Below are 20,997 nucleotides of genomic sequence, written 5' to 3'. Positions count from 1 at the left end.
CACCCGCGCGTGGCGTGCGCCGGGACGCCCGATAGCCTGCCCCGTATGACCGCTGCGTTGATCTCCCGGGGCAAGGGCCGCCGCGCCGCCGCTGCCCTCGGTGCCATGACCCTGGGCCTGCTCACCCTCTCCGCCTGCCAGCAGCCGACCTCGCTGGCCACCGTGACCGTCGGCTCGAAGACGGTGACGGCGGAGGTGACCCCCGGATGTGACGGCAACGGCAAATCCCTCGACCAGAAGACCGTCAAGGACTGCATCTCCAAGAAGGGCGCCGACACCCTCACGGTGCAGCAGGGCGAGAAGATCCGGGTGGGCGTCGACCCGAAGGTGGCCAAGTCCGGCTGGTTCGTCGTCGGCGGGCAGCCCTTCATGCAGCCCACCACCGAGACCTACCGCTCCTTCAGCGTGGACGAGATCTTCAAGCAGACCAACCCGATGACCGGCCAGAGCGGTTACCTCCCCGAGGTCACCCTGCTGGTCGCCGAGGCCGGCAAGGCCCAGGGCGAGGGCCCGACGGCCCTGTGGCACGTCAACCTGAAGCTGAAGGACTGAGCGGCGCTGCGCGCGGGGGCCGGGGACCGGCGGCACACGGTGCGGGGCGTCTGATGCGGGCGCTGGTGGTCACCGCGGTGGCCGCGGAGCGCGACGCGGTGTGCGCCGCCGGGGACGGCTACGCGCACCGCCCGCTGCCCGGCGGCCACGCGCTGCACCACGCGCCCGCCGGGTCGCCGGCCCCGGACGTCCTGGCGGCCGGCGTCGGCCCGGCCGCCGCGGCCGCCGGCACCGCCACCGCGCTCACCGTCGCCGCGCTCGCCGGCACCCCGTACGACCTGGTCGTCTCGGCCGGCATCGGCGGCGGCTTCGCCCCCGGTCCAAGCTCCTCCCCCGGCCGCCCGTCCGGCGCGCCCCTGGGCTCGGTGGTCGTCGCGGACGCGATCGTCGCCGCCGACCTCGGCGCCGAGACCCCCGACGGCTTCGTCCCGGTGACCGAACTCGGCTTCGGGACCACGGTGCACCTGCCCGACCCGGCGCTGGTCGCGGCCGTCGCGGCGGCGACCGGCGGGGCGGTCGGACCGGTCGTCACGGTCTCCACGGTCACCGGCAGCGCCGCCCGTGCCGCCGAGCTGGCGGCGCGTCACCCGGGCGTGCTGGCCGAGGCGATGGAGGGGTTCGGCGTCGCCGAGGCGGCCGCCGCGCACGGCCTGCCCGTGCTGGAGCTGCGCACGATCTCCAACGCGGTGGGCCCCCGGGACCGCGCCGCCTGGCGGATCGGGCCCGCCCTCGCCGCGCTGACCGACGCCTTCCGCACGTTCCCCGGAGCCCTGGCGGGCACCCCAGCGGCGACGTCGCCCGGGGCTCCGGCATCGCCACCCCACACCCCCCGGAGGACCCCGTGACCCGGCCGCTGTCCATCGCCTACTCCCCGTGCCCGAACGACACCTTCGTCTTCGACGCCCTGGTGCACGGCCGGGTCCCGGACGCACCGGAGCTGGCGGTCACCCTCGCCGACATCGACGTCACCAACGGCCTGGCCGAGCGCGGCGAGCTGGACGTGCTGAAGGTGTCCTACGCGGTCCTGCCGTGGGTGCTGGACGAGTACACACTGCTGCCCTGCGGCGGGGCGCTGGGGCGCGGCTGCGGCCCGCTGGTGCTGACCCGCCGGCCCGGGGCGGCGGCGGACCTGGCGGGGAAGACGGTCGCGGTGCCCAGCGAGCGGTCCACCGCGTACCTGCTGTTCCGGCTGTGGCTGGCGGAGGCGGTGCCGGGCGGGGTCGGCGAGGTCGTGGTGCTGCCGTTCGACGAGATCATGCCGGCCGTGCGGGACGGCAAGGTCGACGCCGGCCTGGTGATCCACGAGGCCCGTTTCACGTACCAGGACTACGGGCTGCACTGCCTGGCGGACATGGGCGAGCACTGGGAGCTGACCACCGGTCTGCCGATCCCGCTGGGCGCGATCATCGCCAAGCGGTCGCTGGGCGAGCCGGTGCTGCGCCGGCTGGCGGAGGCGGTGCGCACGTCGGTCCGGATGGCCTGGGACGACCCGGAGGTCTCCCGTCCGTACGTGCTGGAGCACGCCCAGGAGATGGACCCGAAGGTGACCGACCAGCACATCGGGCTGTACGTCACCGAGTTCACCGCCGACCTCGGCGAGGACGGCTACGCCGCGGTGCGCGGGCTGCTCACCCGCGCCGCGGCCGAGGGGCTCGTTCCGCCCCTCGGCCGCGATGCGCTGAAGTTCCTCTGAAGGATGTCGGTGCGGCCGCCCGCGGCTGCTTCGGGAGCGCGGGCGGTCCGGCTCAGACGTCGAGCTGGTCGGCGACCGCCCGCAGCATGCCGGCGATCTTGGCGCCGTGCACCTTGTCGGGGTAACGCCCGCGCTCCAGCTGCTGGGTGACGTTCTCCAGGAGCGTGGTGAGGTCCTGCACGATCGAGGCGAGCTCGTCGGGCTTGCGCCGCTGGGCCGCGGCGAGCGAGGGGGTCGGATCGAGGAGGATGACGCTCAGTGCCTGGTCTCCGCGCTGGCCTGCGACGACACCGAATTCGACGCGCTGGCCGGGCTTGAGCGCCTCCACGCCGTCGGGCAGCACCGACGAATGTACGAAGACGTCACCGCCGTCGTCGCGGGAGAGAAAGCCGAAGCCCTTCTCGCTGTTGAACCACTTGACCTTGCCGGTAGGCACGTCTGTCCTCGTCCTCGTACTCGTCGGGAAATGCGGGCTGGTCCGCGGCAGGCAGCGTGTGGAGCCGCGGCGTTGAGAAAATTGGTCCGGATAACAGTGCAGCGGGCCACCGAAGCCCGCCTCCCCCAAGGCTAATGGTCCGGGGCCCGGTGACAAGACGTCGCCAGGGGGATCCTCGGCGCCTCTGGCCCGGACTTACCCTGGTCAGGTGTCTGATGAAACGCCCCAGGCCGGGGATCTGATGGTCCGAATCGGCGCGATCGTGTTCCTAGTTGGCGCACTGGCCACTCTCGTCACGGTGCTACCGCTGTTCCTCGGCACGAAGCCGTTGCCGTGGGAGTTCTACTGGGTGTCCATGCTGATGGGCGCCGGTTTCCTGATCGCGGGCTGCGGAGTGCTGCGTTCCGTGGTCGCCGAGCGCCGTCAGGCGGAGGCGGCCCTCGCGCCGTCCCCGTCGACGCCACCCGCCGGGTAACGATCCGGATCCGCTACGTAACGATCCAGCCACGACGGGAAAGCGGTCAGGTCGTCGAGCAGGACCTGGGCGCCGGCCGCGCGCAGTTCGTCGGCGGCGCACGGGCCGGTGGCGACCGCCACGGACAGCGCGCCCGCGGTCCGGGCGCCGCGCACGTCGCCGGTGTGGTCGCCGACGTAGACGTGCGCGCCGTGCTCGCGCAGCGCCTCGGCCTTGGCCTCCGCCCACAGCGAGCCGATGACCGCGTCCGCGGCGATGCCCAGGTGGGACAGGTGCAGCTTGGCGTTGGGCTCGTACTTGGCGGTGACGACGATGGCCCGGCCGCCGGCCGCGTGCACCGCGTCGACCGCCTCCCGCGCGCCGGGCATCGCCAGGGTGCCGGCGACGGCGTGCGCGGGGTACAGCTCCCGGTAGACGTCGCTGACCTCGGCCACCCGCTCCTCGGGGAACCACCGGCGGATCTCCTGCTCCAGCGGCGGCCCGAGCCGGGTCACCGCCGCGTCGGCGTCGATGTACGTACCGGTGCGGGCGGCCAGCGCCTCGTAGGCGGCCTTGATGCCCGGGCGGGAGTCGATCAACGTCATGTCGAGGTCGAACCCGACGGTCAGGGGATGCGCAGCCATGCCTGCCATTGTGCCCGCGCCCCCGCGGGCCCCGGCGACCAGGACGTAGCGTTAGCCTTGCCTTACCTAACCGCGGGCCCCACCGGGCGCCCGCGGTCGCCCGTCCGACAGCTCCAGACCGCGCGAATGGACCCGACGCCCGTGATGCCATGCCCGTGACGCAACGGAAACGGAGCCGACGGCTCGGCCTGACCGCGGTGGCGGTGCTGGCGCTGTTGCTCGCGGTGGTCCTCTCGCTCGCCGTCGGCAGCCGCGCGTTCGCGCCGTCCGCGGTGCTCGACGCCCTCGTCCACGGCGGCACCGACGACGCCGCGCAGGTCGTGCGGTACCTGCGGCTGCCGCGCACCCTGATCGGGCTGATGGTGGGCGCCGCGCTGGCGATGGCCGGCACGGTCATGCAGGGCATCACCCGCAACCCGATCGCCGACCCCGGCATCCTCGGCATCAGCCAGGGCGCCGCGGCCGCCGTGGTCACCGCCATCGCCTTCACCGGGGTGCACACCCTGACCGGCTACGTCTGGTTCGCGTTCGCCGGCGCGGGGATCGCCGCCGTCTTCGTCTACGGCGTCGCCACCCGCGGCCGGGGCGGCGCCACCCCGGTCAAGCTGGCGCTCTCCGGCGCCGCGATCAACGCGCTGCTGGTGTCGGTGTCGATGGCGATCCTCACCACCAAGGCCGCGGCGCTGGACGAGTTCCGCTTCTGGCAGGTGGGTTCGCTCACCGGCCGGGATGCCGCGGTGGCCGCCCAGATCTGGCCGTTCCTGCTGGTCGGCGCGGTGCTGGTGCTGTCGGTGGCGCGCGGACTGGACGCCCTGGCGCTCGGCGAGGACGTCGCCCGGGGACTGGGCCAGAACGTCGCCGCGGTGCGGATCGTGGGCGGGCTCGGGGCGACCGTGCTGACCGGCGCGGGGGTGGCCGCGGCCGGCCCGATCGCCTTCGTCGGCCTGGCCGTCCCGCACCTGGCCCGCGCGCTGGTGGGCGGCGACCACCGCTGGGCGCTGCCGATGGCCGCGCTGCTCGGCCCGGTCGTCGTGCTGGTCTCGGACACCGTCGGGCGGGTGCTCTTCCCGCCGTCGGAGGTCCCGGCGGGCGTGATGACCGCGCTGATCGGCGTGCCGTTCCTGGTGACCCTGGTCCGGCGACGGGCGGTGGCGGCATGACGGCTCCCGGGATCTCCCCCGCCGCCCGCCCGGGCGCGGTCCGCCCCGCCGGGTACGCGCTGGTCCGGGCCGGCCGCGGCTCCTTCCTGCTGCACCGGCGCGCCACCGTGGTCGCCGCCGTGCTCGCGGTCCTCCTGGCCGTGGTGTCCGTGGCGTACCTGTGTGCCGGCGAGAGCTGGGTGGCGCCCTCCGAGGTGCTCAAGGTGCTGACGGGCCGGCCGTCCGCGCAGGAACTCGTCGTCGGGACGCTGCGGCTGCCCCGGATGGTGGTCGGGCTGCTGGTCGGCACGGCCTTCGGGGTCGCCGGCGGGCTGATCCAGACCGTCGCCCGCAATCCGCTGGCCAGCCCGGACATCATCGGCGTCACCCAGGGCGCCGGGGCGGTGACGGTCGGGGCGATGACCTTCGGCGTCACGTCGTTCGCGGTCCTGCCCTACGTCTCGGTCGCCGGCGGGGTGCTGGCCGCCGTCCTGGTCTACGTCTTCGCCTGGCGCGGCGGGCTGCACGCCACCCGCTTCGTGCTGATCGGCATCGGCTTCGCGGTGGCGCTGCGCTCGGTCACCCAGCTGTTCCTCACCAAGGGCGACTACCTGGTGGCCCAACAGGCCCAGGTCTGGATGACCGGCTCGCTCAACGGGCGCGGCTGGGCGGAGGCGGCGCCCCTGGGGTGGGCGCTGCTGGTGCTGCTGCCGGCCGTCCTGTGGGCGGCCCGCGCCCAGCGGACGGTGTCCCTGGACGACGACACCGCGACCGCGCTGGGCATCCGGCTGGGCCGCACCCGGCTGGGGCTGGTGGCGGTCGGCGTGGTGCTGGCGTCGATGGCGACCGGCGCCGCCGGGCCGGTGGACTTCGTCGCCCTGCTCGCCCCGCAGATCGCCCGCCGGCTGACCCGGACCGCGCAGATCCCGCTGCTGAGCTCCGCCCTGCTGGGCGCCGTCATCGTCGTCCTCGGCGACCTGCTCGCCCGCAAGCTGCTCGCGCCGACCGAGCTGCCGGTGGGCGTGCTGACCGCCGCGGTCGGCGCCCCGTATCTGATCTGGCTGATCGTCAGGGGCCACCGGGCCCGTGGCCGGGCCACAGGAGGAAACGCGTGACCGGTACCGGCACACCGCGGCCGGCGGCCGAGACGGGCCCCGCCGCCCCGGAGACCACCGCCGAGGAACCCACCGCCCAGGAGACCACCGCGCTCCAGACCGCCGCCCGTCTGACGGCCCGCGACCTGACCCTCTCCTACGAGGAGCGCACCGTCGTCGAGGGCCTGGACGTGGACGTGCCCGACGGCGCGGTCACCGTCGTCGTCGGCCCCAACGCCTGCGGCAAGTCGACACTGCTGCGCGCCCTGGGGCGGCTGCTGCGACCGCGCCACGGCACGGTCCTGCTGGACGGCACGGACCTGGCCAAGATCCCCACCCGGAAGATCGCCCAGTCGCTCGGCCTGCTGCCGCAGACCCCGGTCGCACCGGAGGCGATCACCGTCGCCGACCTGGTGGCCCGCGGTCGCCAGCCGCACCAGCGGTGGTGGCAGCAGTGGTCGACGCAGGACGAGCGGGCGGTCTCCGAGGCGATGGCGCGGACCGACGTGGCGGCGCTGGCGGACCGCGCGGTCGACGAGCTCTCCGGCGGCCAGCGCCAGCGGGTCTGGATCGCCATGGCGCTGGCCCAGGAGACCGATCTGCTCCTGCTGGACGAGCCGACCACCTATCTGGACATCGCCCACCAGGTGGAGGTCCTGGACCTGGTGCGCCAGCTCAACCACGAGCGCGGCCGGACCGTCGTCGCCGTCCTGCACGACCTCAACCAGGCCGCCCGCTACGCCGACCACCTGGTGGCCATGAAGGCGGGCCGGATCGTCGCCCAGGGCCACCCCGGGCAGGTCGTCACGGCCGACCTGGTCCGGGAGGTCTTCGGCCTGGACGCGGTGGTCGTCCCGGACCCGGTGACCGGCTCGCCCCTGGTGGTTCCGGGCCGTCCCTGGGAAAGGGAACCCCGGCAGTGACGTCTGCTCGTCGAGGCTCCCGCCCCGCCGACCTCCCCGCCCGCCGAGCCGAAAGGGCCGCCATGACCCGCCCCACCCACCCGGCTACGTCCCGCTCGCCCCTTTCCTCCCACCCGGCCCTGCCCTGCGTCTCCGCCGCCGGTGCGCGGCCGCGCCGCGGCGGCACCGCCCGGGCCGCCGCGGTCGCCGCCGCCGGCGCGCTCCTGCTCACCGCCTGCGGCAGCGGCGCGGACTCCGGCGCCTCCGCCGCCGGCCCCGACGGCACCTTCAAGGCGGCCACCTGCCCCGCGCAGCCCACCACCACCTGGCCCGAGCCGGCCCCCCGGGGCGGCGGCAGCCACCCGGTCCGCACCGCGATGGGCGAGGTCGCCGTCCCCGACACCCCGCGGCGCGTCGTCGTCCTGGACACCGCCGAGCTGGACTCCGCGCTCACCCTCGGCGTCACCCCCGTCGGCGCGACCCACTCCGACGTCGACTCCGGCTTCCTCGACTACCTGCCGCGGCACCGGCTCGCCGGCATCAAGGACGTCGGCAAGATCGGCGCCCCCAACCTGGAGGCGATCGCCGCCCTCAAGCCCGATCTGATCCTCACCAGCAAGGTCCGCGACGGCCAGCGCTACGCCGAACTGAAGAAGATCGCGCCCACCGTCATGACCGAGACCACCGGCTACCCGTGGAAGCAGAACTTCGCCGTCCACGCCGCCGCGCTGAACAAGATCCCCGAGGCCAAGCGCGTCGTCGCCGCCTACCGGTCGCACGCCGAGCGCGTCACCCAGGCCCTGGGCGGCCCGGCCAAGGCCCGCGCCCTGCGCGCCAACGTCGTCCGCTTCGTCGAGGGCGCCGACACCCGCGTCTACGGCTGCCGGAGCTACATCGGCACGGTCCTCGACGACATCGGCACCGGCCCCACCACCGTCGTCGACGGCGCACAGAACGGCCTGATGGTCGAGGTCGGCCCCGAGCAGATCACCAAGGCCGACGCCAACGCCGTCTTCTACTCCACCTACGGCAGCCCCGAGAAGTCCAAGGAGGCCCAGATCACCACCGGCCCCCTGTGGAAGAACCTCCGGGCCGTCAAGGACGGCAGGTCGATCCGCGTCGACGACCAGCTGTGGATCCAGGGCATCGGCTACACCGCGGCCGACAAGATCCTGGACGAGATCCAGCAGCGGCTGGCCAAGAAGTAGCGGCGGCCCGGGCGGCGGCCGGCCCCGGGGCGCGCCGCCCGCGCCTCAGCCGGCCGCCCGCCGCATCCGCCACAGCAGGAACAGCGCCGAGGCGACCGCCGCCACCCGCACCACGCCCGGCAGGCCGGCGAGCAGTTCCTCGCCCAGGTGGCCCGGGGCGATCGGGGCGCCCCAGCGGCCGTCGTTGCGGCCCCAGACCCAGACCACCAGGCCGCCGGCGACGATGCCCGGCACGCCCAGCGCGGCGAACTTGGTCTCCGTGCGGCTGAGCCGGCGCGAGACGTAGGCGAGGCCCCAGCCGCCGGCCAGCGCCAGCCAGGAGCCGACCACCGCACCGGCCACCAGCAGCAGCACCGCCAGCGTCAACACCGGGCTGAGCCACGCCCGCAGGGGTACCGGAGCGGGGGTCCCGGTGCCGCCGTCCGCCGCGTCCTCCGGCTCGCCTGCCGACTCGGCCGCCGCCTCCTGGGCGGGCCGCCGGCCCAGCGTCCGCCGCAGCAGGCCCGGCGGCACCCGCCGGCGCCCGGTGCCGCCCTCCTCCTGCGCCGGCGCGTCCTCGCCGCCCTTGCCCTTCTCCTCCGGCCGCTCCCAGACCTCCGGGATCTCGATACCGCCGACGAACCCGGGCACCGCGTCCGCCGCCTCGTGGGGCGCGGCCTCCAGCCGCCACCAGTCGGGCGGGTCCTCCGCGTCCCCCAGTTCGTCGGCACCGGCCAGATGGGGCGGTGCGGCGGCCGACCGCGCCTCCGGGACGGCCGGCCGGGCACCGCGCTTCTTGAGGAAACCCGGCCGCCGCCCGCCCTCCCCCGGCACGTCCTCCTCACGGGGCTCGGGCACCTTGCCGATCAGCCCACCGAATTTCTCGCGGGCGCCGCCCCACGGCGCGGGACGGGCCGGCTCCGCGGGCCCGACCACCGGTGCCGGCCGCGGGGCCGCGGCCCCGCCGCCGGCACCGTCCGCGTCGGCCGCGGCCCGCACCACCGCCTCCGGCGTGCCCAGCCGGGCCAGCATCCGCTTCACCCCGGGCACCGAATCGGCCCTCGGGTCGGCCTTCTGCGCGTCGATCTCGGCGCGCAGCGAGGTCACCAGCCGCATCCGGGCGCCGGACGACAGCCCCCGCTGCTGGGCCAGGTCGCCCACCCGGCTCAGATAGTCAAAGACGAGCTGCTCGCTCTCGATCCCCACGAAATCCCCTGCGGCGTGCGCTGGTTGCTGCCCCCGACGGTACCGCGCGGGCCCGCGCCACCGCCCCGGGCCGCCCGCGGAGGGGCGCACGGACCGCGGGCGGGCGACCCCGCACCGCGGTCACCTCCTCCCGCCGCCTTCCCGGCCCGGCTAACGTAGGACGAATGACCACCGCTACCCCCCGCACCCTCGCCGAGGAGCTCAGGACCCGTTCGGACCGCGGGCTCGCCGGCCTGCTGCGGGCTCGGCCCGACCTGCTCAACCCGGTGCCGGGCGATCTGACGCAGCTGGCCACCCGGGCCGGGACCCGGGCGTCGGTGGTCCGGGCGGTGGAGCGGCTGGACACCTTCGCCCTGCAGACCGCCGAGGCGCTGGCGATCGCCCCGGACCCCTGCCCGTACCCGACGCTGGCGGCGCTGATGGCCGGGGACGCCGGGAACGCAGCGGTCGCCGCGGCGCTGCCCCGGGCGGTGGCGGCGCTGCGCGCCCAGGCCCTGGTGTGGGGCCCGGACGACCGGCTGCGGCTGGTGCGCACCGCCCGGGAACTCCTCACCCCGAGCCCCGCCCGCCCCTCCCCGACCGGGCTGGGCCCGACCGTCGCCGAGGCCACCGCCGGGATGTCGCCGGGCCGCATCCAGGAGATCCTGGCCGCGGCCGGCCTGCCCGCCACCCATGACCCGGTGTCCGCGGTCGCCGCCCTCACCGGCCTCTTCTGCGACCGCGTCCGGATGGCCGCGCTGCTGGACACCGCGCCCGCCGAGGCCGTCGCCGTCCTGGACAAGCTGCTGTGGGGCCCGCCGTACGGGGCGGTCACCGACCGGCCGGCCGCGCATCTGCAGTGGCTGCTGGACCGCGGGCTGCTGCTCCCGGCGGGCGCCCGCAACGTCGTGCTGCCCCGGGAGGCGGCGCTCCACCTGCGCGCCGGGCGCGCCCACCACACGCCCGAGCCGGTGCCGCCCGCCCTCGATCCGGCCACCGCCCGCGATCCAAAGCTTGTGGACAACGCCGCCGCGAGCCAGGCGTTCACCGCCCTGGCCACCGTCGAGGAGCTGCTCAAGGAGTGGGACCTCGGCGGCCCGCCCGTCCTGCGCGCCGGCGGTCTGAGCGTCCGTGACCTCAAGCGGACCGCGGTCGCCCTGGACACCACCGAGCCGCTCGCCGCCTTCTGGCTCGAACTCGCCTACGCGGCCGGGCTGATCGCCTCCGACGGCGAGGCCGACGAGCGCTACGCCGCCACCCCGGCCGCCGAGGACTGGTTGCAGCTGCCCGACCACCAGCGCTGGGCGGCCCTGGTCGCCGCCTGGCTCCCCGCCACCCGCACCCCCGGCGTGGTCGGCACCGCCGACGCCAAGGGCCGTGCCCTGGCCGCCCTCGGCCCGCACCTGGACCGCTCTCCGGCCCCCGAGGTCCGCCACCGGGTACTGACCCTGCTGGCCACCCTCCCGCCCGGCACCTCCGTACCGGAACGGGCCCTGCTCTCCCGACTGCGCTGGGAACGCCCGCTGCGCGCCGCCACCCCCGCCACCCAGCCCCCGGCCGCGTCGCCCCCGCCCCAGGGGCCGGCCCAGGCCGCGCCCCCGTCCACCGCGGCGGACAGCGCCGCCGGCCCCGCCCCCACCGACGACCTCCGCTCCCGGCTCGCCCAATGGACCCTCGTCGAGGCCGAGTTGCTGGGCGTCACGGGCCGCGGCGCACTCGCCACCCACGGCCGCACCCTGCTCCGCACCACCGGCGACACGGGCCCGAGCGCGGAAACGGACACCGGACCGCGCGCGGAAACGGACGCGGACGCGAGCACGATCGCCGGCGCCCTCACGCCCCTCACCCCCGCCGAGGCGACCGCCACCGCGGTCCGCGCCGCCGCCCTGCTCGCCCCGCTGCTCCCCGAACCGGTCGACCACGTCCTGCTCCAGGCCGACCTGACCGCCGTCGCGCCCGGCCCGCTGCGCCGCCCGCTCGCCGAGGCGCTCGCGGTGCTGGCCGACATCGAGTCCAAGGGCGGCGCCACGGTCTACCGCTTCACCCCGGCCTCGGTGCGCCGCGCCCTGGACGCCGGCCGGTCCGCCGCCGAGCTCCAGGAGTTCCTCACCACCCACTCCCGCACCCCGGTCCCCCAGCCACTCGCGTACCTCATCGACGATGTGGCCCGCAAACACGGCCAGTTGCGGGTCGGCGCGGCCAGCGCCTACGTCCGCTGCGACGACGACGCGCTGCTCTCCGAGATCCTCGCCGACCGCCGCGCCGCCGCCCTGCGGCTGCGCCGGCTCGCCCCGACCGTGCTGGCCGCCCAGACCGCCCCGGAGCAACTCCTCGACGGCCTGCGGGCGATGGGCTACGCCCCGGCCGCCGAATCCGCCGCCGGCGACGTCCTGGTGGCCCGCGCCGACTCCTACCGCACCCCGCCCCGGACGGCCCCGACCCCGGTGCCCGACGGCCCGCCGCCGCCCGACCGCACCCTGCTGGAGGCGGCGGTGCGCGCCATCCGCGCCGGCGACCTCGCCGCCACCGCCGAACGCAAGCCCGCCGCCGCCCCCGCCGACACCGCGCCGCCGACCCCGGGCGCACTGCCCCGCACCACCTCCGCCGAGACGCTGGCCACCATGCAGGCCGCGGTCCTCACCAGCTCCCCCGTCTGGATCGGCTACGTCAACGCGGACGGCGCCGCCAGCCAGCGGGTGATCGCCCCCGTCCGCGTCGAGGGCGGCTACGTCACCGCCTACGACCACACCTCCGACGAGGTCCGCACCTACCCCCTGCACCGCATCACCGGCGTCTCGGAACTGGCCGACGACGCGGTCTGACCTGCGCGGGAACGGACCGCCCCGCGGACCGGGCCACCGTGTCGGCGCAATGCGGCACACTGGACGTTTGGCACGTTCGGCCGTTTCGGCGGCTGCGGCCCGACGGTTCGGCCCCCGAAAGCGAAAGGCGAGGCGCGTGAACGGACCCCTCATCGTCCAGAGCGACAAGACGCTGCTGCTGGAGGTGGACCACGAGCTGGCGGACGCCTGCCGGCGGGCCATCGCGCCGTTCGCCGAGTTGGAGCGGGCCCCGGAGCACATCCACACCTACCGGCTGACGCCGCTCGGACTGTGGAACGCGCGGGCCGCCGGCCACGACGCCGAGCAGGTCGTGGACGCGCTGGTGCAGTACTCCCGGTATCCGGTGCCGCACGCCCTGCTCGTCGACGTCGCCGAGACCATGTCGCGGTACGGCCGGCTCACCCTGACCAAGCACCCCGCGCACGGCCTGGTGCTGTCCAGCACCGACCGCCCGGTGCTGGAGGAGATCCTCCGCTCCAAGAAGGTGCAGCCGCTGGTCGGCGCGCGGATCGACCCGGACAGCGTCGTGGTGCACCCCTCCGAGCGCGGGCAGATCAAGCAGACGCTGCTCAAGCTGGGCTGGCCGGCCGAGGACCTGGCCGGCTACGTCGACGGCGAGGCGCACCCAATCGAACTGGACGAGAGCGGCTGGGCGCTGCGCCCGTATCAGGCACAGGCCGTGGAGGGCTTCTGGCACGGCGGCTCGGGCGTCGTGGTGCTGCCCTGCGGCGCCGGCAAGACGCTGGTCGGCGCGGGGGCCATGGCGCAGGCCAAGGCCACCACGCTGATCCTCGTCACCAACACCGTCTCGGCCCGCCAGTGGAAGCACGAGCTGGTCAAGCGCACCTCGCTGACCGAGGACGAGATCGGCGAGTACAGCGGGACGAAGAAGGAGATCCGTCCGGTCACCATCGCCACCTACCAGGTGCTGACGACCAAGCGGAAGGGCGTCTACCCGCACCTGGAGCTGTTCGACTCCCGGGACTGGGGCCTGATCGTCTACGACGAGGTGCACCTGCTGCCCGCGCCGGTCTTCAAGTTCACCGCCGACCTCCAGGCGCGGCGGCGGCTCGGGCTCACCGCGACGCTGGTGCGGGAGGACGGCCGGGAGTCGGACGTCTTCTCGCTGATCGGGCCCAAGCGCTTCGACGCCCCGTGGAAGGAGATCGAGGCGCAGGGCTACATCGCGCCGGCCGACTGCGTCGAGGTGCGGGTGGACCTGACCGACTCGGAGCGGCTGGCGTACGCCACGGCCGAGGCGGAGGAGAAGTACCGCTTCTGTGCGACCACCGACAGCAAGCAGCGGGTGACCGAGGCGCTGGTGCGCCGGCACGCGGGCGAGCAGACCCTGGTCATCGGGCAGTACATCGACCAGCTCGACGAGTTGGGCGAGCACCTCGACGCGCCGGTGATCAAGGGCGAGACGAGCAACGCGCAGCGCGAGAAGCTCTTCGACGCCTTCCGGGAGGGCGAGATCTCGGTGCTGGTGGTGTCCAAGGTCGCGAACTTCTCCATCGACCTGCCGGAGGCCACGGTCGCGATCCAGGTGTCCGGCACCTTCGGCTCCCGCCAGGAGGAGGCCCAGCGGCTGGGCCGGGTGCTGCGCCCCAAGGCCGACGGCCACGAGGCCCGCTTCTACTCGGTGGTCGCCCGCGACACCATCGACCAGGACTTCGCCGCGCACCGCCAGCGTTTCCTGGCCGAGCAGGGCTACGCCTACCGGATCATGGACGCCCACGAACTGCTGACCACCGGTGGGGACGACCTCACCGCCGGGGAGGACGATCCCGCCCCGGCGTGATGCCGGGCGGCGGCGGGGTCAGCCCGTCGGGCTGCCGGTGGGCCGGCGGGCGTCGACGCGCGGCGCGGGAACGCGGGCGGCCGAGCGGCCTCGGGGGGCGTCGGCACGGCCGGACGCCCCGCGCGTCCACCAGGCCAGCGCGGCCAGCAGGGCCAGGCCGAGCACCGGGTAGGGGGCGGCGAGCGGCTGCTGCCACCAGCTGAAGTGCAGGGCCAGGGTGCCCCTGTGGTGGAGCGCCCACATCGAACGGGCGGCGAAGGCGACCGTGACGGCGGTGACCAGCGCCCAGCGCCACACATCCCGCCGGGCGTGCGCGATCAGCGCGGCCAGCAGGGGTATGCACCACACCCAGTGGTGCGACCAGCTGATCGGCGAGACCAGCAGCGCGGTGACGGCGGTGGCGAGCACGCCCCACAGGTCCAGGCCACGGCGGACGTATACCCGGCGGGCGACCCAGAGCCCGGCCGCGCCGGTGATCGCGGCCGCCGCCAGCCACCACATCCCGGGTTCGGTGGTGTGCAGGAGCCGCGCCAGCAGCCCCTGGAGCGACTGGTTGTCGACGATCCACACCTTGCCGACCCGCTGTGTCTCGAACATCCGCCGCGTCCAGAACTCGACGCTCGCCGTGGGCAGCACCAGCGCGCCCAGCAGCACCGACACCACGAATCCGGCGAAGGCGGTGAACGCCGCCTTCACCCGCCCGGTGATCAGCAGATAGACCGCGAAGATCGCGGGGGTGAGCTTGATGCCCGCGGCGAGGCCGGTGGCGAAGCCCTTGAAGCGGGCGCCGTCCGGCCGCGAGAGGTCCCACAGGACCAGGCAGGCCAGGGCCAGGTTGATCTGCCCGAAGACCACGGTCTGGAAGACCGGTTCGAGCCAGAGGCCGAGAGCGGTGGTGACGAGGACGAGCGGCGCGGAGTACGCGGCCCGGCGCAGCCCGGCGGCCTTGCAGGAGAGGTGGATCAACAGCGCCAACAGGGCGGCGTTGACCAGGACGCAGGTGACCTTGAGGGTGGTCAGCGAGACCCAGGTGGTGGGGATGAACAGCAGGGCGGCGAACGGCGGGTACGTCGCCGGGAGCGCCCACTTGGTGACCGTGAAGCCGTAGAGATCACCGCCGGTCGCGGCGGCCTGGCCCTCGGCGCGGTACACCTCTATGTCGGACATCGGGAGCTGCACGACCAGGGAGAGCGCATAGAGCGCGGCGAGGGACAGCCCCAGCAGGCCCGCCCCCAGCGCCAGTCGGCCGGGGCTGGCGAGGCTCTGCGCCCAGGTGCGTCTCCACGTCCCCGTCCCGTCGGCGGCAGACACCGTTGACCCCCTCCTCGTCGCCCTGAGCGCGCTCTCTGCGGCGACGCTAACGGACAGAGACCGACCGCCCGTAACGCTTTCCGGTCAACCGGATGCCCATGCAGAATCGGCGCTCACACACACGAATGGTGCGTAATTCCGATCCTGCCCGACCGTTCGGTGCCCGTGACGGTGGCAGGACGCGCGTGGCTACAAGGTTCGCCGGCGGCGCGCGGTGGTGCTTCTCGCGGTGTGCCGCGCCTCATCCCTCGGTGTACTCGCCCATCACCACCACACTGAACGCGGCCGCGGCGAAGACCTTCACCGCGCGAAGGGCGCTGCCCACCGGGCGACGGTGCGCGCGGGCGGCCGCCGAACCGGTGGCGGCATCGGTGCCGAGGGCCGTGGCACCGTTGGCCGAGCGGCGGGGGACGGCGTGGACGGAGACTGGGGAGATCGTTGCGCTGCTCATGCCTCCATCATCCGTTTCACGCGATTGGCGCACATCGCCCCACGGTTCCATCTCCCGGCGCCCCGGCATCCCCCTACGGGTCCACACCGTCCCCTACGGGAGACCTACGGTCCTAGCGCGTCCTCCCTCCCGAGCACGGTGATCCCCCCACCGCGGCGGGGCCGGCATAAATCCGTTGGCGCCCCGGATAGCTGCGCACTACAATCGCCCGCCTGCCTGCCTCCCGTCAGGGGAGTGCCACCGTCCGGTCGGAAACCGGTCGGCCTTCGCACCACGCCGTCGCACGCCGTCGCGCCGTCGCCGGACGCCTGCCGTCGCGCCGCACACCAAGGAAAGACCCGCTACCGGAGGCAAGCCGTGCCCTCGCACGCCCACCCGTCACCCGACCACCACCCCTCCCCGGACGCCGCGCAGGACGCCGGTCCGCTCCGGCGGGAGCGCGCGCACCTCGCCGCCTCCCGGGCCGCCCTCCGCGCCATGCGCGAGGACGCCGAGTCCCTGAACATCGCGGACGTCACCGCGAACTGGGTCAACGCCGAGGTCCTCCAGGGCGAGATCGACGCCCGCATCAAGGCCCTCGCGGACCTCTCCGGCACCCCGCTGTTCTTCGGCCGGCTCGACTACCTCCACGCCCCCGGCGTGGAGCTCGCCGAGGGCGCCGCCGGAGAGCACTTCTACGTCGGCCGCCGCCACGTCCACGACGCCGACGGCGACCCCATGGTCATCGACTGGCGCGCGCCGGTCTCCCAGCCGTTCTACCGGGCCTCCAAGAAGGACCCGATGGACCTCAGGCTGCGCCGCCGCTTCGGCTACACCGGCGGCGAGCTGACCGCCTACGAGGACGAGCACCTCACCGACCCGGCCGAGGCCGAGACCACCAGCGCCCTCCTCCAGGCGGAGATCGAGCGCCCGCGCGTCGGCCCGATGCGGGACATCGTCGCCACTATCCAGCCCGAGCAGGACGAGATCGTCCGGGCCGGCATCGGCGGCACGGTCTGCGTCCAGGGGGCACCCGGTACGGGCAAGACCGCGGTGGGCCTGCACCGGGTCGCGTATCTGCTGTACGCCCACCGGGAGCGGCTGGCCCGTTCCGGCACCCTGGTGATCGGCCCGAACCGCTCCTTCCTCCAGTACATCGAGCAGGTGCTGCCCGCCCTGGGGGAGTTGGAGGTCAAGCAGGCCACGATCGACGACCTGGTCGACCACGTGGAGGTGCGCGGCACGGACGACGCCGCCGCGGCCACGGTCAAGGGCGACGCGCGGATGGCGGAGGTGCTGCGCCGGGCGGTCCGCTCGCACATCGCGCCGCCGCAGGAACCCTGCGTGGTGGTCCGCGGGTCCCGCCGCTGGCGCGTCCCGGCGTATGAACTCGAAGAGATCGTGCAGGAGTTGCGGGACCGCGACATCCGTTACGGCGCGGCCCGCGAGGCGCTGCCGCAGCGGATCGCGCACGCCGTCCTGGTGCGGATGGAGCAGGCCGGCGAGGCGCCCGACGACCGGGTGCAGGACGCGGTGGCCCGTAATGCCGCGGTGAAGGCGGCGGTCAAGGCGATCTGGCCGCCGGTCGATCCGGCGAAGCTGGTGCTGCGGCTGCTGGGCGACGCCGACTTCCTCGCCGCGCACGCGGACGGGATCCTCACCGACGAGGAGCAGAAGGCGATCCTGTGGACGAAGCCGCCGCGCGGCGTCAAGAGCGCCAAGTGGTCGTCGGCGGACGCGGTGTTGGTCGACGAGGCGACGGACCTGGTGACCCGCACGCACTCGCTGGGCCATGTGGTGCTGGACGAGGCGCAGGACCTGTCCCCCATGCAGTACCGCGCGGTGGGCCGCCGCTGCACCACGGGCTCGGCGACGATCCTGGGCGACATCGCCCAGGGCACCACCCCCTGGGCGACCGACACCTGGCAGCAGGCGCTGGCTCATCTGGGCAAGCCCGGTGCCGCCGTCGAGGAGCTGACCCAGGGCTTCCGTGTGCCGCGCGAGGTCATCGCCTACGCGTCCCGTCTGCTGCCGGCGATCGCGCCCGACCTGAAGGAGGCCACCTCCATCCGCGAGTCGGCGGGCGACTTCGCGATCCGTACGGTGCAGCCCACGGAGCTGGACGCGACGGTCCTCGCGGCCTGCCACGACGCGCTGGCCAAGGAGGGCTCGATCGGCCTGATCGCGGCGGACGCCCGTATTCCGTTGCTGCGTACGGCCCTTGAGGAGGCGGGCATCAGCGCTCTGCCCCCGGGGGCGGAGACCTCGGCCGACGCCCGGCTGACGCTGGTGCCGGCCACCCTGGCCAAGGGCCTGGAGTACGACTACGTGGTGGTGGACGAGCCGGCGGCGATCGTGGACGGCGAACCGGACCAGCGGACCGGCCTGCGCCGCCTGTACGTGTGCCTGACCCGCCCGGTCTCCGGCCTGACGATCGTCCACGCGACGGACCTGCCGGAGCAGTTGGGGAACGTCTGACGGCGGACCGGGGCCGGTTCCCGGCGGCCGTCAGTTCCCGGTAGCCGGCCCGTCGCCGGCCGCCATCGCCCGGACCAGCGTGTCCACCAGCCCGGGGAACCGTGCGTCGAGGTCGGCGCGGCGCAGCCGCACAAAGCGGTTGCGCCCGACCGCCCGGGTCGAGGTGATCCCGGCCTGTCGCATGATCCGCATGTGGTGCGACACCGTCGACTTGTGCAGGTGCGCGACGCCCAGCCGCTCCGACGAGCAGTCGTACCGCCCGCCGCTCGCGTAGACCCCGAGCAGGTGCAGCCGTGTCGGGTCCCCGAGCGCGTGCAGCACCTTCACCAGCTCGATGTCCGCGACGTCCGGCTGCTCCAGCAGCTCGCCCTCGTCCCTGTCCTCAGCCATGAAATCCGGCCTCACCGATAGAGAAAGCGATCTCTCCCCCGCGCCCACCCTAAGGCTCGGCACGGCGCCCTCGGGCTGCGGACGGGGCGCGCGCCCGGCAGGCGCCCGCCCCCCTCAACTCCCTTGTTCAGGACAGCGTCTGGCCCGGATAGACCGAGATCCCCGTCTGCTCGCGCGGGGCGAACGGTGCCTTCCCGTTGCCGGTGCCGTGGTAGACGTACGAGTCGCCGCCCGAGGTGACCAGGAGGTCGGCCTTGCCGTCGCTGTTCGCGTCACCGATGCCGATCATCTGGGTGTACCCGCCCCAGCCGCCGCCGATCTTCACCCGGTCGTCGAAATTGCCGTCGCCCTTGCCCAGGTACGACCACAGCACCCCGTTCTTGTCGCGGGCCACCACGTCGCCCGCGGGCCCGCCGGCCACGTCGCCGACCGAGATGATCCGGTCGTAGATGTTCCAGCCACCGCCGATCTTCACCCGGGGGGCGAACGGCGCTTTCCAGTTGCCGGTGCCCTTGTAGAGCCAGAGCACCCCGGCGGAGTCACGGGCCAGCAGGTCGCCGCGGCCGTCGCCGTTGACGTCGCCTCCGCCGGTGAGCTGGGTGTAGTCGCCCCAGCCGCCGCCGATCTTCACCCGGCCGTCGAAATTGCCGTCGCCCTTGCCCAGGTACAGCCACAGCACGCCGGCCTTGTCCCGGGCGACCAGGTCGCCGTGGGCCGCGCCGGCGACGTTCCCGACGGCCGTGACCTGGTCGTAGGTGTCCCAGCCGCCACCGATCCGGGCCGCGTCCCGGCCCTTGAGCCGTGCGTCCTCGGGGTCGCGGTAGGTGTCCGTGCGCTCCAGGTCCCCCCACCCGTTGCGGAGCAGCAGGTCCGGCGAGCCGTTGTCGTTGTAGTCGTGCGGGGCGGGCCGGCGCGTCACCGTGAAGGTGCCGCCGGCGTCGAGGACCGGGCCGATGCCGTTGCGCGGCTTGGCCGTCAGCTTCCAGGTGTAACCGCCGTTGGGGGCGGCCAGGTCGGGGGCGTAGGAGGGGCCGAGCAGGCCGCCCCAGTCCAGGTCCACCCAGGTCGGGCCCTTGTCCTCCCACTTGGCGGGGTCGATCCGGAGCGCGAACTCCCGGGTGGCGCCGGAGGCGGTGTGGCGCAGGGTGACGGTCACGTCGGCGTTGCCGTGCGACAGCTGCCAGCGCGGCCGCCAGTGGCCCTTGTCCAGCTCGGCCACGGCCGGGGCCTCGGCCCCGACCAGGGTGAGGCCGGTCCGCTCGCCGGTGCTCGCCATCAGCTTGGCGACAGGGGCGCCGTCGGCCCCGGGGGAGACGCGGTAGAGCCCCTCCCCGTTCTCCACCGTGCCGCCCATCACCAGCAGGTCGCCGTCCGGGGTGGGCGTGGCGGAGCTGGCGTGCTCCAGGAGCGTGCGGGGGGTGCCGCCGCCGATCGGTACGGCGCGGATCCGCCCGTCCGCCCCGGTGTAGGTGGTGCCCTCGTTGAGCTGCCAGCTGTTCCCGTACAGCGCCCAGTTGCCCACCAGGCCGACCAGCGGGCCGACGACATGGTTGAGGTCCATGCTCCAGCGCTTGTGGTCCCCGCCGAGCTCCCTGGTGCGCAGCGACGCCTCGGTGTCGAGCATGAACATGCCGCCGGCGAGCGCCAGGTGCGTGGGAGACAGGGCGGTCCGGGAGGTGTAGCCGCCGACCATGCCGTGGTCGGTGTCGACCGTGGCGGCGGCCAGGTCGGCCACCGCGTAGTCGTACATGCCCCGGTCGTCGACGTCGGGCGGCGTCGTCGAGTAGCGCAGCACGGCCCGGTCGCCGAGGCCCGACTCCAGGTCGACCTCCCGCGTCCTGTCGGGCAGCCCGGTGATCACCCGGTCGGTCACTTTGTCGCCCGCGGCCTGCAGGACGTGCGCCCGCACGGTGCCCTTGTCCTTGTCCCGCTCGTACGCCAGGACCCGCGATCCCACGGTGCCCAGGTAGTAGTAGCCGTACGTGGTGAGGTCGACGAGAGTGGACGACCCGGTGGTCATGTCCCGCAGGGTGATCTTGCGGGAGGCACCCATGACCGGGTTGTCGCCGAGGGCCACGACGTCGGACGCGATGCCGTGCTCCGTGTCGTACCGGGATGTGGGGTCGTCCTGGGCCAGCTTCGTCGTCACGCCGTCCGCGTACCGCGTCCACAGCACGTGGTGCTGGGCGTCGACGGAGAGGAAGCCGGTGCGGCCCGCGCTCACGATCTGGGAACCGGCGGCGATCTTCGCCGTCTGGGCGGGGGCGTCGGTGCGCGCGAAGGCGGTGGGGGCGGCGACGGCGGGCGCGACGAACGGACCGGCGGTGACCGCCAGGGCCAGTGCGACGGCTCCGGTCACCAGCCGGCGCGAGCGGCCGGCCGGCGCCTGGGTGCGCGGGTGACGAGGTACGGCGGAACGGGGCATCTGCCCTCCTGGCAAGACATCGTGCGGGCCGGA

The 20,997-nt window shown here is 74.5% G+C and carries 18 protein-coding genes; 11 read left to right on the top strand and 7 right to left on the bottom strand.

What is annotated here, in order from left to right:
• Positions 1-45: 45 nt before the first annotated feature.
• From JNO44_RS25650 to JNO44_RS25640, 3 genes are read left to right on the top strand one after another with little or no spacing between them, the layout of a single operon-like run.
• A complete protein-coding gene (locus JNO44_RS25650) occupies positions 46-552 on the top strand; it encodes a hypothetical protein (RefSeq protein ID WP_189861302.1) in 507 nt (168 codons plus the stop codon).
• A gap of 53 nt (positions 553-605) precedes the next feature.
• Positions 606-1,397, top strand: a complete 792-nt coding sequence (locus JNO44_RS25645) for a futalosine hydrolase (RefSeq protein WP_205366261.1) — start codon at positions 606-608, stop codon at positions 1,395-1,397.
• On the top strand, positions 1,394-2,245 hold the full coding sequence (locus JNO44_RS25640) for a 1,4-dihydroxy-6-naphtoate synthase (protein WP_205366260.1): 852 nt from the start codon (positions 1,394-1,396) through the stop codon (positions 2,243-2,245). The genes JNO44_RS25645 and JNO44_RS25640 overlap by 4 nt, the downstream gene beginning before the upstream one ends.
• A gap of 52 nt (positions 2,246-2,297) precedes the next feature.
• Here the strand turns inward: JNO44_RS25640 and JNO44_RS44525 are convergent, their stop codons facing one another.
• Complete coding sequence (locus tag JNO44_RS44525; protein ID WP_073445766.1) at positions 2,298-2,681, bottom strand: cold-shock protein; 384 nt, start codon at positions 2,679-2,681, stop codon at positions 2,298-2,300.
• Positions 2,682-2,889: 208 nt separating this feature from the next.
• On the opposite strand from JNO44_RS44525, the gene JNO44_RS25630 reads away from it, so the two are divergent.
• Complete coding sequence (locus JNO44_RS25630) at positions 2,890-3,156, top strand: hypothetical protein (protein WP_205366259.1); 267 nt, start codon at positions 2,890-2,892, stop codon at positions 3,154-3,156.
• Here JNO44_RS25630 and JNO44_RS25625 read toward each other — a convergent pair.
• Positions 3,105-3,779: an HAD family hydrolase gene (locus JNO44_RS25625; RefSeq protein ID WP_205366258.1), complete on the bottom strand. Its 675-nt coding sequence runs from the start codon at positions 3,777-3,779 to the stop codon at positions 3,105-3,107. The genes JNO44_RS25630 and JNO44_RS25625 overlap by 52 nt on opposite strands.
• 149 nt (positions 3,780-3,928) lie before the next feature.
• On the opposite strand from JNO44_RS25625, the gene JNO44_RS25620 reads away from it, so the two are divergent.
• The 4 genes from JNO44_RS25620 to JNO44_RS25605 all read left to right on the top strand — a co-directional run bounded on the left by JNO44_RS25620 (position 3,929) and on the right by JNO44_RS25605 (position 8,122).
• On the top strand, positions 3,929-4,939 hold the full coding sequence (locus JNO44_RS25620) for a FecCD family ABC transporter permease (protein WP_205366257.1): 1,011 nt from the start codon (positions 3,929-3,931) through the stop codon (positions 4,937-4,939).
• Positions 4,936-6,033: a FecCD family ABC transporter permease gene (locus JNO44_RS25615; protein WP_205366256.1), complete on the top strand. Its 1,098-nt coding sequence runs from the start codon at positions 4,936-4,938 to the stop codon at positions 6,031-6,033. The genes JNO44_RS25620 and JNO44_RS25615 overlap by 4 nt, the downstream gene beginning before the upstream one ends.
• A gap of 110 nt (positions 6,034-6,143) precedes the next feature.
• Positions 6,144-6,935, top strand: coding sequence for an ABC transporter ATP-binding protein (locus JNO44_RS25610; RefSeq protein ID WP_102926964.1), 792 nt, complete (start codon positions 6,144-6,146; stop codon positions 6,933-6,935).
• Positions 6,936-6,997: 62 nt separating this feature from the next.
• Positions 6,998-8,122: an ABC transporter substrate-binding protein gene (locus JNO44_RS25605; protein ID WP_205366254.1), complete on the top strand. Its 1,125-nt coding sequence runs from the start codon at positions 6,998-7,000 to the stop codon at positions 8,120-8,122.
• Between the two features lie 45 nt (positions 8,123-8,167).
• On the opposite strand, the gene JNO44_RS25600 is transcribed toward JNO44_RS25605, so the two are convergent.
• Positions 8,168-9,307, bottom strand: a complete 1,140-nt coding sequence (locus JNO44_RS25600) for a chromosomal replication initiator protein DnaA (RefSeq protein ID WP_205366253.1) — start codon at positions 9,305-9,307, stop codon at positions 8,168-8,170.
• A gap of 164 nt (positions 9,308-9,471) precedes the next feature.
• Between JNO44_RS25600 and JNO44_RS25595 the strand changes: the two genes are divergently transcribed.
• Both JNO44_RS25595 and JNO44_RS25590 read left to right on the top strand, forming a co-directional pair.
• Entirely contained in the window at positions 9,472-12,108 is a 2,637-nt protein-coding gene (locus JNO44_RS25595) for a helicase C-terminal domain-containing protein (protein ID WP_205366252.1), read from the top strand.
• A gap of 136 nt (positions 12,109-12,244) precedes the next feature.
• Positions 12,245-13,930 (top strand): DNA repair helicase XPB, encoded by a 1,686-nt coding sequence (locus JNO44_RS25590; RefSeq protein WP_205366251.1) that lies wholly within the window; start codon positions 12,245-12,247, stop codon positions 13,928-13,930.
• An 18-nt stretch (positions 13,931-13,948) separates the two neighbouring features.
• Here JNO44_RS25590 and JNO44_RS25585 read toward each other — a convergent pair whose 3' ends face one another.
• Entirely contained in the window at positions 13,949-15,241 is a 1,293-nt protein-coding gene (locus JNO44_RS25585) for a glycosyltransferase 87 family protein (protein WP_205366250.1), read from the bottom strand.
• Positions 15,242-15,482: 241 nt separating this feature from the next.
• On the bottom strand, positions 15,483-15,692 hold the full coding sequence (locus tag JNO44_RS25580; RefSeq protein ID WP_102926543.1) for a hypothetical protein: 210 nt from the start codon (positions 15,690-15,692) through the stop codon (positions 15,483-15,485).
• A gap of 357 nt (positions 15,693-16,049) precedes the next feature.
• On the opposite strand from JNO44_RS25580, the gene JNO44_RS25575 reads away from it, so the two are divergent.
• On the top strand, positions 16,050-18,149 hold the full coding sequence (locus JNO44_RS25575) for a HelD family protein (protein WP_205366249.1): 2,100 nt from the start codon (positions 16,050-16,052) through the stop codon (positions 18,147-18,149).
• Between the two features lie 30 nt (positions 18,150-18,179).
• Here JNO44_RS25575 and JNO44_RS25570 read toward each other — a convergent pair whose 3' ends face one another.
• Positions 18,180-18,539, bottom strand: coding sequence for an ArsR/SmtB family transcription factor (locus tag JNO44_RS25570; RefSeq protein WP_205366248.1), 360 nt, complete (start codon positions 18,537-18,539; stop codon positions 18,180-18,182).
• Between the two features lie 127 nt (positions 18,540-18,666).
• Positions 18,667-20,964 carry an FG-GAP repeat domain-containing protein gene (locus tag JNO44_RS25565; RefSeq protein WP_205366247.1) on the bottom strand — a complete coding sequence of 766 codons (2,298 nt, stop codon included), beginning with the start codon at positions 20,962-20,964 and terminating at the stop codon, positions 18,667-18,669.
• Between the last annotated feature and the right edge of the window lie 33 nt (positions 20,965-20,997).

It is taken from the genome of Streptomyces noursei, assembly GCF_016917755.1.
In the GTDB taxonomy this organism is placed as follows: domain Bacteria; phylum Actinomycetota; class Actinomycetes; order Streptomycetales; family Streptomycetaceae; genus Streptomyces; species Streptomyces yunnanensis.
The sequence above is the reverse complement of the archived record's forward strand: the minus strand, read 5'-3'. Positions and strand labels throughout refer to the sequence as shown.